The sequence below is a fragment of the Kitasatospora sp. Ki12 genome (assembly GCF_054601375.1).
In genome coordinates this window covers 588,413-605,602 of sequence record NZ_BAAIHT010000003.1, presented here as the reverse complement: position 1 = coordinate 605,602, position 17,190 = coordinate 588,413, and the positions used below count along the sequence as shown (strand labels likewise).

Annotated in this window: 2 protein-coding genes; both read left to right on the top strand. The window is 71.8% G+C overall.

All coding sequences use genetic code 11. From position 1 onward, the window contains the following. Positions 1-48 precede the first annotated feature (48 nt). Positions 49-9,711 (top strand): non-ribosomal peptide synthetase, encoded by a 9,663-nt coding sequence (locus ACYP53_RS33175; protein ID WP_459650164.1) that lies wholly within the window; start codon positions 49-51, stop codon positions 9,709-9,711. Next, on the top strand, positions 9,711-16,856 hold the full coding sequence (locus ACYP53_RS33170) for an amino acid adenylation domain-containing protein (RefSeq protein ID WP_459650163.1): 7,146 nt from the start codon (positions 9,711-9,713) through the stop codon (positions 16,854-16,856). Before ACYP53_RS33175 ends, ACYP53_RS33170 begins: the two co-directional genes overlap by 1 nt. Positions 16,857-17,190: the final 334 nt, after the last annotated feature.

Genomic DNA, 17,190 nt, shown 5'->3' with positions numbered 1-17,190 from the left:
GGCGGCCCGCCCGGTGCTGCGTCCGATGCGTCGACAGGAGGAGTCCTGATGGTGCCGCTGTCGTTCGCGCAGCGTCGCTTGTGGTTCCTGCGGCGGCTGGAGGGCCCGAGCGCGACGTACAACATCCCGGTAGCGCTGAGGCTCTCGGGTGAGCTGGATGAGGATGCGCTGAGTGCGGCCCTGCTGGACGTGGTCGGCCGGCACGAGGTGCTGCGGACGGTGTTCGCCGTCTCCGAGGACGGCGAGCCCCACCAGCGGGTGCTGCCCGTGGATCGGGCGGGCTTCGCGCTCGACGTGGTGGAGGTGTGTGGCGACGGTCTTGCCGATGCGGTGACCGCCGCGGCGCGGTACGCCTTCGACCTGGAGACCGAGGTCCCGATTCGGGCTTCGCTGTTCACGACTTCCGGCGGCGAGCGAGTGCTCATCGTGGTGATGCACCACATCGCGTCGGACGGCTGGTCGATCACCCCGCTGGCCCGGGACCTGGCGACCGCCTACGCGGCGCGGCGCGAGAACCGGGCGCCGGAGTGGAAGCCGCTGCCGGTGCAGTACGCGGACTACGCGCTCTGGCAACGCGAGCTGCTGGGCTCGGAGGACGACCCGGAGAGCGTGCTGTCGCAGCAACTCGCCTACTGGCGTGTCGCGTTGGCAGACTCCCCCGAGGAGCTGGAGCTGCCGGCCGACCGGGTGCGGCCGGCGGTGGCAAGCCACCGCGGCCACAGCCTGCCGCTGGACCTTTCGGCCGAGCTGCACCGCGAGCTGCTGGGGCTGGCGCGCGAGCACGGTTCGACGTTGTTCATGGTGGTGCAGGCGGCCCTGGCCGTGCTGCTCTCCGCACTGGGCGCGGGCGAGGACATTCCGATCGGTGCGGCGAATGCCGGCCGGACCGACGAGGCGCTGGACGACCTGGTCGGGTTCTTCGTCAACACCGTGGTCCAGCGCGCGGACCTGTCCGGGGATCCGACCTTCGCCGAGCTGCTGGGCCGGGTGCGGGAGACCGCGCTGGCTGCTCTTGAGTACCAGGACGTGCCGTTCGAGCGCCTTGTGGAGGAGCTGGCGCCGTCGCGGTCGCTGTCCCGGCACCCGCTGTTCCAGGTCATGCTCACCGTGCAGAACCAGGGTCGCGTGGAGCTGTCCCTGCCCGGTGCGGGTGTCGAGGGGATGGGGTCGTCCGACGGACTGATGGCCAAGGTCGACCTGGAGGTGAACCTCGCGGAGCGTTTCGACGAGGCCGGGCTGCCCGCCGGGATCGGCGGGGTCGTGATCGGTGCGGCGGACCTGTTCGACCGGGAGTCCGTGGACCGGATCGCCGGTCGGTGGACGCGGCTGCTGGCTGCCCTGGTGGCGGACCCGTCGATGCGGTTGAGCGCGGTGGACGTACTGGACGCCGTCGAGCGCCGCCAGGTCCTCACCGCGTGGAACGACACGGCGGCTGAGGTGCCCGCCGGCACGTTGCCGGAGTTGTTCGCGGTGCAGGTGGCGCGGACGCCGGACACGACCGCCGTCGTGTTCGAGGGGGCTGGGCTGTCGTATGCGGAGCTGGACGCGCGGGCCAACCGGCTGGCGCGTCACCTGGCCGCCCAGGGCGTCGGCCCGGAGTCGGTGGTCGCGGTCTGCCTGGAGCGTGGCGTCGACCTCGTCGTCGCCCTGCTGGCGGTGCTCAAGGCCGGCGGCGCCTATCTGCCCCTCGACCCCGACCACCCCGCCGAGCGGATCGCCTTCCTGCTGGCCGACGCGGGCGCCGCCGTCGTGCTCACCTCCCAGGACTGCGCTGCCGCCCTGCCCGTGCAGCCCGGGGTCCCTGTCCTCGTGCTCGACGAACCCGCGACCCACGCCGGCCTGGCCGCCATCGCCGGTGCGGCGTTCACGGACGGCGAGCGGACTGGCGCGCTGCTGCCCGCGCACCCGGCCTACGTCATCTACACCTCCGGCTCGACCGGCCGCCCGAAGGGCGTCGCGGTGCCGCACGCCGGCATCGTCAACCGGCTGGCGTGGATGCAGTCCCGGTACGGGCTGCGGCCCGGCGAGCGGGTCGTGCAGAAGACTCCGTTCGGGTTCGACGTGTCGGTGTGGGAGTTCTTCTGGCCGTTGCTGGAGGGGGCGACGCTGGTCGTCGCTCGTCCCGGCGGACACCGGGACCCGGAGTACCTGGCCCGGCTGCTGCGCGAGGAGCGGGTGACGACCGCGCACTTCGTGCCGTCGATGCTGGAGGTGTTCCTGCGGGAGCCGTCCGCCGCCGACTGCGGTGATCTGCACCGCGTGATCTGCAGCGGTGAGGCGCTGTCGGCCGACCTCGTCGACCGGTTCTTCGAGGTGTTCACAGACGCTGAGCTGCACAACCTGTACGGGCCGACCGAGGCCTCGGTGGACGTCACGGCGTGGCAGTGCGAGCCTGAGCGGCGCACGGCCGCGGTACCGATCGGTACCCCGGTGTTCAACACCCGGGCGTATGTCCTGGATGCCGCACTTCGGCCGGTCCCGCCCGGTGTGGGTGGCGAACTCTATCTTGCGGGCGTGCAGTTGGCCCGCGGCTATGTGGGTCGTCCCGGGCTGACGGCGGAGCGGTTCACGGCCTCGCCGTACGGCGGCCCGGGTGAGCGGCTCTACCGGACCGGTGACATCGCCCGGTGGCGGTCCGATGGCGGGCTCGAATACCTGGGCCGGGCCGACGACCAGGTGAAGATCCGCGGCTTCCGGATCGAGCCGGCCGAGGTCCAGGCAGTGGTGGCCGAGCACCCGGGCGTGGCGCACGCCGCGGTGGTGGTGCGCGAGGACGTGCCGGGTGACAAGCGCCTGGTCGCCTACGTCGTACCGGACGGAGACGTCGAACTGCACGACGACGTCCGGGTGTTCGTCGCACAGCGGCTGCCGGAGTACATGGTGCCGTGGGCGGTCGTGGTGCTGGACGAGCTACCTGTGACCGGCAACGGCAAGCTGGACCGCCGCGCGCTGCCCGTACCGGCCCGAGCGGGCACCGGCGGCCGTGGCCCGTCCACCGTCCGGGAGGAGGTGCTGTGCGCCGGCTTCGCGAAGGTGTTGGGCCTGGAAGCCGTCGGTGTCGACGACGACTTCTTCGCTCTCGGCGGCCACTCGCTGCTCGCCGTCCGACTGGTCGAGTGGCTGCGTTCGCGCGGGGTACCGGTGTCGGTCCGGAGTTTCTTCCGGACCCCGACCCCGGCGGGGCTCGCCGCGGCGGCCGTCACCGGGCAGGTGGTCGCGGCCCCGAGCCGGATCCCCGAGGGCGCCGAGCGCATCGCACCGGACATGCTGCCACTGGTGGATCTCGACGAGGCCGCGATCGAGCGGGTCGTCGTGACGGTCGACGGCGGCGCCGCGAACGTCGCGGATGTCTACCCGCTGGCTCCGCTCCAGGAGGGCCTGCTGTTCCACCACCTGATGGCGGACGGGGGCGGGCGCGACGTCTACGTGATGCCGAGGGTCGTGCGCTTCGCGTCGCGCGAGGTGCTCGACCGGTTCCTCGACGCGCTGCAGCGGGTGGTCGACCGGAACGACATCTACCGCACCGGGATCGTCTGGGAGGGGGTGCCGGAGCCGGTGCAGGTGGTCCGGCGAGCGGTCTCGTTGCCGGTCGCCGAGGTCACGCTCGACCCGACGGGCGCGGAGCCTGCGGAGCAGCTGCTCGCGGCTGCCGGCTGGTCGATGGACCTGACCGCGGCGCCGCTGATCGACGTGCACTTCGCCGCGGAGCCGGACGGGCCGGGCTGGCTCGCCCTCGTCCGGCTGCACCACCTGGTGATCGACCACACCGGCTTCGAGGTCCTGCTGAGTGAGGTCCGGGCGTTCCTGGCCGGCCGCGGCGACCAGCTCCCCGAGCCGCTGCCGTTCCGTGATTTCGTCGCCCAGGCGCGCCTGGGCACGGCGCGGGCCGACCACGAGCGGTACTTCGCCGAACTGCTCGGAGACGTCGAGGAAACCACCGCTCCCTACGGGCAGGTGGACGTGCTCGGGGACGGCCTGGAGGCGTCCCAGAGCCGGCTGCCGCTCGACCGCGAGCTGGCCGTGCGAGCGCGTCGAACCGCGCGGGAACTGGGGGTCAGCCCGGCCACGCTCTTCCACCTGGCGTGGGCACGGGTGCTGGCCGTGCTGTCGGGGCGCGAGGACGTGGTCTTCGGGACGGTCCTGTTCGGACGGATGAATGCGGGCGCCGGGTCCGACCGGGTCGCCGGGCTGTTCGTCAACACGCTGCCGGTCAGGGTCCGGGCGGACGGCACTGGCGTGCTGGCCGCAGTCACCGAGTTGCGCGACCAGCTGGCTGACCTGCTGGCGCATGAGCACGCGCCGCTGGCGCTGGCCCAGCAGGTCAGCGGGCTCCCCGGAGGCGTTCCACTCTTCACATCGATCTTCAACTACCGGCACAACAGCCCGGCCGCGGAAGTCGGGCGGGAGTCGGAGACCGAGGGCGACGACGGCATCCGCCTGGTCTTGGCCCGTGAGCGGACCAACTACCCGCTCACGGTTGCCGTCGACGACGACGGACGCGATCTCGCGATCGCCGTGGATGCGGTGGCGCCGGCCGATCCGCAGGCGGTGGCTCTGCTGGTCTCGACCGCGATCGCGGGCCTGGTGTCGGAGCTGGAGTCTGCACTGGGCGGTGAGCCGGAGCGTCCGCTGAACGTTGTGGACGTGCTGGGCGCCGTTGAGCGTCGTCGTGTTCTGACGGCGTGGAACGACACGGCGGTGGAGGTGTCTGCCGGCACGGTGTTGGAGTTGTTCGCGGCGCAGGTGGAGCGGACGCCGGATGCGACTGCTGTGGTGTTCGAGGGCGTCGGGCTGTCGTTTGCGGAGTTGGATGCGCGGGCGAGTCGGTTGGCGTGGTTGTTGGTCGGTCGGGGTGTGGGGCCGGAGTCGGTGGTGGGGTTGTGTCTGCCGCGTGGTGTGGAGATGGTTGTCGGGATTGTGGGGGTGTGGAAGGCCGGTGGGGCGTATGTGCCGGTGGATCCGGGGTATCCGGCGGAGCGGGTCGCGGTCACGTTGGCGGATGCGGGTGCGGTGTGTGTGCTGACGGTCGGGGAGACGGCGTCGCTGGTTGGTGATGGTGTGCCGTTGGTGGTGCTTGATGATGCCGTTACGTGTGCGGAGTTGGAGGGGTTGCCGGGGTCGGGTCCCGGGGTTCGGGTGTCGGGGTCGAATGCGGCGTATGTGATTTTCACGTCGGGTTCGACGGGGCGTCCGAAGGGTGTGGTGGTGTCGCATGGGTCGTTGGTGAATGCGGTGTCGGTGTTTGTTCCGGTGTTCGGGGCGGGGCCGGGGGTGGGGGTGTTGCAGTTCGCTTCGTTCAGTTTCGATGCGTCGGTGCTGGATGTGGTGGTGGCGTTGTGTTCGGGTGGGCGTCTGGTGGTGGCGGGTGCGGCCGAGCGTGCGGAGCCGGCGTTGTTGAGGGCGTTGGTGGCGGGTGAGGACGTGCGGGTGGCGAGTGTGGTGCCGTCGCTGTTGGGGGTGTTGTCGCCGCGGGATCTGGCGTCGGTGGAGACGTTGGTGGTGGGGGCGGAGGCGATCGGTGTCCGGGCGGCGGGGGTGTGGTCGGCGGGTCGTCGGTTGGTGAACACCTATGGGCCGACCGAGGCGACGGTGATGGTGGCGCGGGGTGTGGTGGATCCGGGGCGTGGGGGTGTGGTGCCGTTCGGGTCGCCGGTGGCGAACACCCGGTTGTTCGTGCTGGATGACCGGTTGATGCCGGTGCCGGTGGGTGTGGTGGGTGAGCTGTATGTGGCGGGCGTGCAGTTGGCGCGTGGGTATGTGGGTCGTCCGGGTCTGACCGGGGAGCGGTTCGTGGCGTGTCCGTTCGGTGTTTCGGGTGAGCGGATGTATCGGACGGGGGATCGGGTGCGGTGGGCCGCGGACGGGGTGTTGGAGTTCGCGGGTCGGGCGGATGAGCAGGTGAAGGTCCGGGGTTTCCGGATCGAGCTGGGTGAGGTCCAGGCCGTTGTCGCGCGGTGCCCGGGGGTGGCGCAGGCGGTGGTGGTGGCGCGGGAGGACGTGCCGGGTGACAAGCGCCTGGTCGCCTACGTCGTTCCCGCCGAAGGCGACGAACTGCACGACGGTGTGCGTGAGTTCGTGGCGTCCCGGCTGCCCGAGTACATGGTGCCCACCGCCGTCGTCGCTCTCGACGTGATCCCGCTGACGGTGAACGGCAAGCTCGACCGCAAGGCCCTGCCCGTCCCCGACTACGCGACCACTCTCGGGGCAGGAGCCGGCCGGGAGCCGGCGAACGAGCGCGAGCGGGCGCTGTGCCAGGCCTTCGCCGAGATCCTCGGCCTCGAACGTGTCGGTGTGGATGACGACTTCTTCACTCTCGGCGGGCACTCACTCCTCGCGGTGCGCCTGGTCAGCCGCGTGCGGACGGTCCTGGGTGTGGAGCTGTCGGTGCGGACGCTGTTCCAGGCGCCGACGCCCGCGCGTCTTGCCGCGCAGCTGGGCGGTTTGGACCGGGCCCGCGCCGCGGTGTCGGTCCGGGAGCGTCCGGAGCTGGTCCCGCTGTCCTTCGCGCAGCAACGCCTCTGGTTCCTCGGCCAGTTGGAAGGTCCGAGCCCGACGTACAACATTCCGATGCTGCTGGGCCTCTGGGGCGAGGTGGAGTTCGACGCACTTGCTGCGGCCTTCCTCGACGTCATCGCGCGGCACGAGGTGCTGCGGACGGTTTACGCGGTCGCTGACGACGGCGAGCCGTGCCAGCGCATCCTGCCGGTGGAAGAGACGGGCTTCGCCCTGCGAACCACCGAGGTATCGACTGCGGACCTGCCCGCCGCAGTCGCCGAGGCGACCAGCCACCCGTTTGATCTCTCGTCCGAAGTCCCGATCCGGGCCTGGCTGTTCACTACGGCTCCGGGAGAGCACACGCTGGTCGTGGTGATGCACCACATCGCATCCGACGGCTGGTCCACCGGCCCGCTGGCGCGAGACCTGACGGCGGCGTACACGGCCCGGCGGCAGAGGCGGGCGCCGGAGCGGGAGCCGCTGGCGGTGCAGTACGCGGACTACGCGCTCTGGCAGCGTGAGGTCCTCGGCTCGGACGACGACCCGGACAGCGTACTCTCGCAGCAACTCGCCTACTGGCGCGACGCCTTGGCAGGCGCCCCGGAGGAGCTTGACCTGCCGGTCGACCGGGTTCGCCCGGCGGTCTCTTCCTACGCCGCCCACACCGCTGATCTGGCCGTTCCCGCCGAGGTGCACGAGAACCTGCTGCGTGTCGCCAGGACGCAGGGCGTGACGCTGTTCATGGTGGCGACGGCTGCGCTGGCCGTGCTGCTGAACAAGCTCGGTGCGGGCGAGGACATCCCGATCGGCACGGCCACCGCGGGCCGCACCGATGAGGCGCTCGACGACCTGGTCGGCTTCTTCGTCAACACCCTGGTCCAGCGCACCGACTTGTCCGGCGACCCGACGTTCACCGCCCTGCTGGAGCGAGTCCGAGGGACCACGCTGGCCGGCTTCGAGCACCAGGACGTACCGTTCGAGCGCCTCGTGGAGGAACTTGCGCCGTCTCGCTCCCTCGCCCGGCATCCGCTGTTCCAGGTCATGCTTGCCGTGCAGAACCAGGCCCGTACCGAGCTGGCCCTGGCCGGGGTCCAGGTGGCCGCGCCAATGGCGACGGCCGGCGTCCGGGCCAGGTTCGACCTTGAGCTGACCCTCGTGGAGCTGCTCGACGCCGAGGGTCGGCCGGCAGGGATCCGCGGATCCCTGGTAGGTGCGGCGGATCTGTTCGATCGGGTGTCGGTCGAGCGGATCGCCGATCGCTGGGCGAGGCTGCTGGCTGCCCTGGTGGCGGAGCCGTCGGCGCGGGTGAGCGCGGTGGACGTGCTGGATGCGGAGGAGCGCCGCCAGGTCCTCACCGAGTGGAACGACACCGCGGCCGAGTTGCCGGTGGGTACGTTGCCGGAGCTGTTCGCTGCGCGGGTGGCGCGGACGCCGGATGCGGTGGCGGTGGTGTTCGAGGGTGTCGGGTTGTCGTACGCGGAGTTGGACGCGCGGGCGGGCCGGTTGGCGCGCCACCTGGCCGCCCGGGGCGTCGGCCCGGAGTCGGTGGTCGCGGTCTGTCTGGAGCGTGGTGTCGACCTCGTCGTCGCCCTGCTGGCGGTGCTCAAGGCCGGTGGCGCCTATCTGCCCCTGGACCCGGAGCTGCCGACGGACCGGATCGCGGTGATGCTGGCGGATGCCGGCGCGGGGCTGGTGGTGACCGCTGGGTCGTTCACCGGTCTGCTGCCGCAGGGCGCTGCGAGGGTGGTGCTTGACGACCTGGCGAGTGTGGTGTCGTCGGTGGGGGAGTCGGCGTGGGCTCCGGAGGTGGTGGTGCTGCCGGAGCACCCGGCGTATGTGATCTTCACGTCGGGTTCGACGGGTCGGCCGAAGGGTGTGGTGGTGTCGCATGCCGGGATCGTGAACCGGCTGGCGTGGATGCAGCGGGAGTACCGGCTCACGGGTGCGGACCGGGTGTTGCAGAAGACTCCGTTCGGGTTCGACGTGTCGGTGTGGGAGTTCTTCTGGCCGTTGCTGGAGGGGGCGACGCTGGTCGTCGCCCGTCCCGGCGGGCACCGGGAGCCGGCCTACCTGGCCCGGGTGATCCAGGACGAGGGTGTCACCGTCACCCACTTCGTCCCCTCGATGCTGGAGGCGTTCCTGGCCGAGCCCACGGTCGGCGGGTGCGCGGGCCTGCGCCGGGTGATCTGCTCGGGAGAGGCGCTGCCGCCACAGGCGCAGCAGCGGTTCTTCGAGGTGTTCGGCACCACGGTCGAGCTGCACAACCTGTACGGGCCGACCGAGGCCTCGGTCGACGTCACGGCCTGGCGGTGCCGCCCGGGCGAGGACGGTGCCGCGGTGCCGATCGGCGCGCCGATCGCCAACACCCGGACGTATGTCCTGGATTCCGCACTCCGGCCGGTCCCGCCCGGTGTGGGTGGCGAACTCTATCTTGCGGGCGTGCAGTTGGCCCGCGGCTATGTGGGTCGTCCCGGGCTGACGGCGGAGCGGTTCACGGCCTCGCCGTACGGCGGCCCGGGTGAGCGGCTCTACCGGACCGGTGACATCGCCCGGTGGCGGTCCGATGGCGGGCTCGAATACCTGGGCCGGGCCGACGACCAGGTGAAGATCCGGGGCCTGCGGATCGAGCCCGGCGAGATCGCGACCGTGCTGGCCGGGCATCCGGCGGTGGCACAGGCGGCGGTCATCGCCCGGGAGGACGCGCCCGGGGGCAAGCGACTGGTGGCCTACCTGGTCCCGGAGCAGGATGCAGACCTCGACGAACTTCCCTTCTTGGTCCGGAAATTCGCCGAGCAGGGTCTGCCGGAGTACATGGTGCCCTCGGCGCTGGTGGTGCTGGAAGCGCTGCCCGTGACCGGCAACGGGAAGCTCGACCGCCGGGCGCTGCCCGCCCCCGACCACGCCGCCGCGGCGGGTGCCGGCCGGGAGCCGGCGAACGAGCGTGAGCGGGTCCTCTGCCGGGCGTTCGCGGAGGTGCTCGGGCTGGAGTCGGTCGGTGTGGACGACGACTTCTTCGCCCTCGGCGGTCACTCCCTGCTGGTGGTGCGGCTGGCCGCGCGGGTGCGCGCGGAACTCGGGGTGGAGGTGACGGTGCGGCTGATGTTCCTGGCGCCCACCGTTGCCCGCCTGGCGCTCGAGGTCGCGGATCTCGGGACTGGAAAGAAGAAAGCAGCTAGGCCGGCGTTGCGGCCGATGCGTCGACAGGGGGAGTCCTGATGGTGCCGTTGTCCTTTGCGCAGCGTCGGTTGTGGTTCCTGGGCCAGTTGCAGGGCCCGAGCTCGACCTACAACATTCCGCTGGTCCTGCCGCTCTCCGGTGAGCTCGACACCGAAGCGATGCGCTCGGCGTTCCTCGACGTGATCGCGCGGCACGAGGTGCTTCGGACGGTGTATCCGGTCGCCGACGGCGGCGAGCCGTACCAGCGGGTCCTGCCGCTCGCGCAGACGGGCTTCGCGCTGCACACGGCGGACGTACCGGCCGGTGGACTGGCCGCCGAGGTGCACGGGGCGACCGGGTACGCGTTCGACCTCGCGTCCGAAATACCCATCCGTGCCTGGCTGTTCACGACCGACCCGGGTGAGCACACGCTCGTCGTGGTGATGCACCACATCGCCTCCGACGGCTGGTCCACCGCTCCCCTGGCGCGTGACCTCTCGGCTGCGTACCAGGCCCGGTGCGCCGGCAGGGAGCCCGGCTGGGAACCGCTGCCGGTCCAGTACGCCGACTACACCCTGTGGCAGCGCGAGACGCTGGGCTCGGAGGACGACCCGGAGAGCCTCCTCGCGGAGCAGCTGGAGTTCTGGCGCAAGGCGCTGGGCGGCGCGCCGGAGGAACTGCCGCTGCCGTTCGACCGTGCGCGCCCGGCCGTGCCCGGCTTCCGCGGACACGCGGTGGAGTTCGACCTCCCGGCGGACATGCACCGCGACCTCGTCCGGCTGGCGCGCGAGCAGGACATGACCCTCTTCATGGTGCTGCAGGCGGCGCTGGCGGTGCTGCTCTCCACCTTCGGCGCCGGCGAGGACATCCCGATCGGTTCGGCCAGCGCCGGCCGCACCGACGTGGCACTCGACGACCTGGTCGGCTTCTTCGTCAACACCGTGGTGCACCGCACCGACCTGTCCGGCGACCCGACCTTCCGCGACGTACTGGCCCGGGTGCGCGAGGCCTCCCTGGGGGCCTTCGAGAACCAGGACGTGCCGTTCGAGCGCCTCGTCGAGGAGCTCGCGCCCACCCGCTCGCTGGCCCGCAACCCGCTGTTCCAGGTCATGCTCTCGGTGCAGAACAACGCCCGGGCCGGGCTGGCCCTGCCCGGGATACGGACCGGCCGGCTGCCGGAGGACCTGGTCACCGAGCTCGCCGCCCGGTACGACCTGGACGTGACCGTCGGGGAAGCCTTCGGCGTCGACGGCTCGCCGGTGGGACTGCGCGGTGTGGTCAAGGGTGCGGCCGACCTCTTCGAGCGGGCGACCGTCGAGCGGATCGCGGCCGCCTGGCCCCGGGTGCTGGGCGCCCTGGTCGCAGACCCGTCCGCCCGGATCAACGCACTGGAGGTGCTCGACGCGGCCGAGCGGCACCGGATCCTCACGGAGTGGAACGACACGGCGGCCGAGGCGCCGACCGTCACGCTGCCGGAGCTGTTCGCCGCGCAGGCGGCGCGCACTCCGGACGCTGTCGCGGTGGCCGCGAACGGCATCGAGCTCACCTACGCGGAGCTGGACGCGCGCGCCGACCAGGTGGCCCGGCTGCTGGCCGGTCAGGGCGTCGGCCCGGAATCGCTGGTGGCGGTCTGCATGGAACGCCGTGTCGAACTGGTGGTCGCCCTGCTCGGCGTGCTCAAGGCCGGCGGCGCCTACCTGCCGATCGACCCCGAGTACCCGGTCGAGCGGATCGGCTTCATGCTGGCCGACGCGAGGCCCGTAGCCGTGCTGACTTCGCACGCCTCCCGCTCCCGGCTGCCCGGGGACGGCACCGGCGCCGCGGGCGCCCGAGTCCTGCTGCTCGACGACCCTGCCCTCGGCGAGGCCTTGGCCGCCCTGGACGGCGGGGCCCTGACACCTGCCGAGCGGACCGCCCCGCTGCTGCTCGACCACCCTGCCTACGTGATCTACACCTCCGGTTCGACGGGCCGGCCCAAGGGCGTCGCGATCTCCCACCGCGCCCTGGTCAACTACGTCGCCCGCTGCCGGGTGGCCTACCCCGAACTGGCCGGCAGCACCCTGTGGCACGCGTCGATCTCCTTCGACGCCGGCGTGACCGCCCTGTACGGCGCCCTCGTCGCCGGTGGCCGCGTGGTGGTGGCGGCCTTCGACGAGCAGCTGCCCGAAGCGCTGGGCGGCGAGCGTCTGACCTTCCTCAAGGTCACCCCCAGCCACCTCGCGCTGATGGACGTCCTGCCTGACGCCTGCGCTCCCGAGGGCCGGCTGATGATCGGGGGAGAAGCGGCGACCACCGGCGTCGTCCGGGAGTGGTCCCGGCGCCACCCCGGTGTCGCAGTGGTCAACCACTACGGCCCCACCGAGGCGACGGTGGGCTGCACCGACAACATCCTCGACCTCGGCACGGACGGGCTCGGCACGGAGGCGCTCGGCGCGGCTGTGCCGATGGGCCGACCGATGTGGAACACCCGGGTCTTTGTCCTGGACGCCTGGCTGCGGCCGGTGCCGGTGGGCGTGGCGGGCGATCTCCACGTGGCCGGCGCGCAGTTGGCCCGTGGGTACGTCGGCCGCGCCGGGCTGACCGCCGAGCGGTTCGTCGCCTCGCCGTTCGAGCGGGGCCAGAGGGTGTACCGGACCGGTGACCGGGTGAAGTGGACGGCGGAGGGCCGGCTGGTCTTCCTCGGTCGTGCCGACGACCAGGTGAAGATCCGCGGCTTCCGGATCGAACCGGGTGAGGTCGAGGCTGCCCTGCTCGCCCACCCGGCCGTCGGTCGGGCAGCGGTGGTGGTGCGTGAGGACATCCCCGGGGACAAGCGCCTGGTGGGATATGTCGTCCCTGCGGAGGACGGTCAACCGGTCGACTCTGTCCGGGAGTTCGTGGCCGATCGGCTGCCGGAGCACATGGTGCCCTCGGCCGTGCTGGTGCTGGATGCGCTGCCGCTGACGGTCAACGGCAAGCTGGACCGCCGCGCGCTGCCCGCACCCGACTACGCCGCCGCAGCGGGCACGGGACGGGAGCCGGCTGACGAGCGCGAGCGCGTCCTGTGTGCCTCCTTCGCGGAGGTGCTGGGCCTGGACGCCGTCGGTGTGGATGACGACTTCTTCGCATGCGGCGGGCACTCGCTGCTCGCGGTGCGCCTGGTGGGCCGACTCCGTGAGGCGCTGGGCATCGAGGTGTCGGTGCGGACCCTGTTCCAGGCCCCGACCCCGGCCCGGCTGGCCGCGGCGATGCGCACCGAGGCCGGACCTGCGCGGCTCGCGCTGTCGGTGCGCGAGCGCCCGGAGCTGCTCCCGCTGTCGTTCGCGCAGCAACGGCTCTGGTTCCTGGGGCAGTTGGACGGTCCGAGTGCGACCTACAACGTGCCGGTGGTGCTGCGGCTCAGCGGTGAATTGGACGTCGACGCGCTGCGCTCGGCCCTGCTCGACGTGGTCGCTCGGCACGAGGTGCTGCGCACGGTCTACGGGATCGCCGACGGCGAGCCCCACCAGCGCGTCCTGTCGCCGGCACAGGCGGGTGTCGACCTCCGTGTGGCCGAGGTGCCCGGAGACGGCCTCGCCGACGCGGTGGCCGCCGCCACCCGTCACACCTTCGACCTGGCGGTCGACGTCCCCATCCGGGCCTGGCTGTTCACCACCGCCGAGGGCGAGCGGGTGCTGGTCGTGGTGATGCACCACATCGCTTCGGACGGTTGGTCGACCGCCCCGCTGGCCCGGGACCTCTCCACCGCGTATGTGGCCCGGAGCGAGGGCCGGGAGCCGGACTGGGAGCCGTTGCCGGTGCAGTACGCGGACTACGCGCTCTGGCAGCGTGAGGTCCTGGGCTCCGAGGAGGATCCGGAGAGCGTGCTGTCCTGCCAGGTGGAGTACTGGCGGCAGGCGCTGGCGGGTGCGCCGGAGGAGCTGGACCTGCCGGCCGACCGGGTCCGCCCGGCCGTCGCGGGCCACCTCGGCCACCACGTGGACCTGGAGCTCGGCGAGGACGTCCACCGCGAGGTGGTCCGGATCGCCCGTGAACAGGGCGTGACGCTGTTCATGGTGATGCAGGCCGCGCTGGCCGTCCTGTTGTCGAAGCTGGGCGCCGGGACGGACATCCCGATCGGTGCGGCGAACGCCGGTCGTACGGATGTCGCTCTGGACGACCTGGTCGGGTTCTTCGTCAACACGCTGGTCCAGCGAACGGACCTGTCCGGTGATCCGACCTTCGCGGAGCTGCTCGGCCGGGTGCGGGAGACTGCGCTGGCGGGCTTCGAGCACCAGGACGTGCCGTTCGAGCGCCTCGTCGAGGAGCTCGCCCCCGAGCGGTCGCTGGCTCGGCACCCCCTGTTCCAGGTCATGCTCACCGTGCAGAACCAGGCTCGTGCCGGGCTGACCCTGCCGGGCGTGCGGACGGTTCCCCAGGTCGCCTCGGCCGAGGTCGTGGCGAAGTTCGACCTGGATGTCACCCTCGGCGAGGTGTTCGACACCGACGGGCGGCCGGCCGGCATCCGTGGCGGCCTGATCGGCTCGGCGGACCTGTTCGAGCCGCAGTCGGTGCGGACCTTCGCGGAGCGATGGACCCGTCTGGTCACCGAGCTGGTGGCCGGTCCGTCTCTGCGGCTCAGCGCGGTGGACGTGCTGGACGCCGACGAGCGCCACCGGGTGCTCGTCCACTGGAACGACACGGCAGCCGGGGCTCCGGCGGCGACGGTGCCCGAGCTGTTCGCCGCGCAGGCGGCACGGACGCCGGACGCCGTCGCCGTCGTGGCCGAGGGTGCGGAGCTGTCGTACACGGAGCTGGAAGCGCAGGCGAACCAGCTGGCCCGGCTGCTGGCCGGTGAGGGCATCGGTCCTGAATCCGTGGTCGCGCTCTGCATGCAACGCGGTGCCGGGCTGATGATCGCCCTGCTCGGCGTGCTGAAGGCCGGCGCGGCCTACCTGCCGATCGACCCCGACTACCCGGGCGAGCGGGTCGCCTTCATGCTGGCCGACGCGGGCGTGGCCGCCGTGCTCACCTCCAAGGCCACGGTGGGGAGCCTGCCCGACCGGACCGAAGTGCCCGTGTTCGCCCTGGACGAGCCCGACATCCTGACACGCCTGAAGGCGCTCGACATCACGGCACTGACCCCGGACGAGCACGCCCGGCCCCTGCTGCCCGCGCACCCGGCGTACGTGATCTTCACCTCGGGCTCCACCGGACGCGCCAAGGGTGTGGCGATCGCGCACAGCGCGTTCGCCAACCTGACGGTGGGCCATGCCCGCTTCGGGGTGGGCCCCGGGGCCGTGGTCGCCCAGTTCGCCTCGGTGAGCTTCGACAACTTCTGCTCCGAGTGGTCGCTGGCGCTGCTCTCCGGTGCGACCCTGGCCATCGTGCCGCCGGAGCGGCGGCTGGGCAGCGAACTGGAGTCGTTCCTCGCCGAACGCGGAGTGACGCACGCGACCCTGCCGCCGGCGGTGCTGGCGACCATGGACCCGGCGGCCGTGAGCGACGAGGTCGTTCTCGAGGTCGGAGGCGAGGCGTGCCCGCCGGAGGTGATGGCACGCTGGTCGACCGGCCGCACGATGTTCAACACCTATGGGCCGACCGAGACCACCGTGGACGCGACGGCCTGGCGCTGCGCACCCGACGCGTCGAGCGTGCCGATCGGTGGACCGATTCCCAACACCCGGGTGTTCGTCCTGGACGGGACTCTGCGGCCGGTGCCGGTGGGTGTGGTGGGTGAGCTGTATGTGGCGGGCGTGCAGTTGGCGCGTGGGTATGTGGGTCGTCCGGGTCTGACCGGGGAGCGGTTCGTGGCGTGTCCGTTCGGTGTTTCGGGTGAGCGGATGTATCGGACGGGGGATCGGGTGCGGTGGGCCGCGGACGGGGTGTTGGAGTTCGCGGGTCGGGCGGATGAGCAGGTGAAGGTCCGGGGTTTCCGGATCGAGCTGGGTGAGGTCCAGGCCGTGTCGCGCGAGGCCCGGGTCGCGCAGGCTGTGGTGGTCGCACGGGAGGACGTGCCGGGTGACAAGCGCCTGGTCGCCTACGTCGTTCCTGGGGACATCGAGGGTGAACTTGCCGCTTCCGTCCGTGAGTTCGTGGCGTCCCGGCTGCCCGAGTACATGGTGCCCACCGCCGTCGTCGCTCTCGGCGTGATCCCGTTGACGGTGAACGGCAAGCTCGACCGCAAGGCCCTGCCGGTTCCGGACTACGGGGTGGGCGTCGGTGGTCGCGGGCCGTCGAGTGTCAGGGAGGAGCTTCTGTGCGTGGGCTTCGCCGAGGTCCTCGGTCTCGAAGGTGTCGGTGTGGATGACGACTTCTTCACTCTCGGTGGGCATTCGCTGCTCGCGGTCCGTCTGGTGGAGTGGTTGCGGTCGCGTGGTGTGGCGGTGTCGGTGCGGGCGTTGTTCCAGTCGCCGACGCCGGCCGGGCTGGCGGCGGTGGCGGGTGCGGAGTCTGTGGTGGTGCCGGCGAACCTGATTCCTGAGGGCGCCGAGCGCATCACGCCGGAGATGCTGCCGCTGGTGGATCTCGACGAGGCCGCGATCGGGCGGATCGTCGCGGCGGTGGACGGCGGCGCCGCGAACATCGCGGACGTCTACCCGCTGGCGCCGTTGCAGGAGGGTCTGCTGTTCCACCATGTGATGGCGGAGGGTGGTGACGACGCGTACGTGGCGCCGCGGGTGATGCGGTTCGACTCGCGCGCGACGCTGGACGCGTTCCTGGGTGCGTTGCAGCGGGTGGTGGACCGGCACGACATCTACCGCACCGCCATCGTGTGGGAAGAGCTGCCGGAGCCGGTGCAGGTGGTGTGGCGGCGTGCGGTGCTGCCGGTGACCGAGGTGGCGCTTGAGGCGTCCGGCGCGGATCCGGTGGAGCAACTGCTGGCGGTGGTGGGCTCGTTGATGGACCTGGGACGGGCCCCGCTGCTTGACCTCCACGTCGCCGCCGAGCCGGACGGTGCCGGTTGGCTGGCGCTGGTGCGGATGCACCACCTCGTGATGGACCACACCGGCATGGACGTGGTGCTGGGTGAGGTGCGGGCGTTCCTGGCCGGGCGTGGTGACGAGCTGCCGGAGCCGCTGCCGTTCCGGGACTTCGTTGCCCAGGCCCGCCTCGGCGTGCCGCGGGAGGAGCACGAGCGGTACTTCCGTGAGCTGCTGGGTGATGTGGAGGAGACCACGGCCCCGTACGGCATGGTGGATGTGTACGGCGACGGCGTCGGGGTGGTCCGTGATCGGTGTGGCTGACGAGGAACTGTCGACGCGGCTGCGGCTCGTGGCTCGTGCGGGGGGTGAGCCCGGCGACGGTGATGCACCTGGCGTGGGCGCGGGTGCTGGCGGCGGTGTCGGGGCGTAACGACGTGGTGTTCGGCACGGTGCTGTTCGGCCGGATGAACGCCGGCGCCGGGCGGCGGACCGGGTTGCCGGTCTGTTCATCAACACGCTGCCGGTGCGGGTGAAGGTGGACGGCACCGGGGTGCTGGAGTCGCTGGGCGGTGTGCGCCGTCAGCTGGCCGAGCTGCTGGTGCACGAGCACGCGCCGCTGGCCGTGGCGCAGCAGGCCAGTGGCCTGTCCGGACGG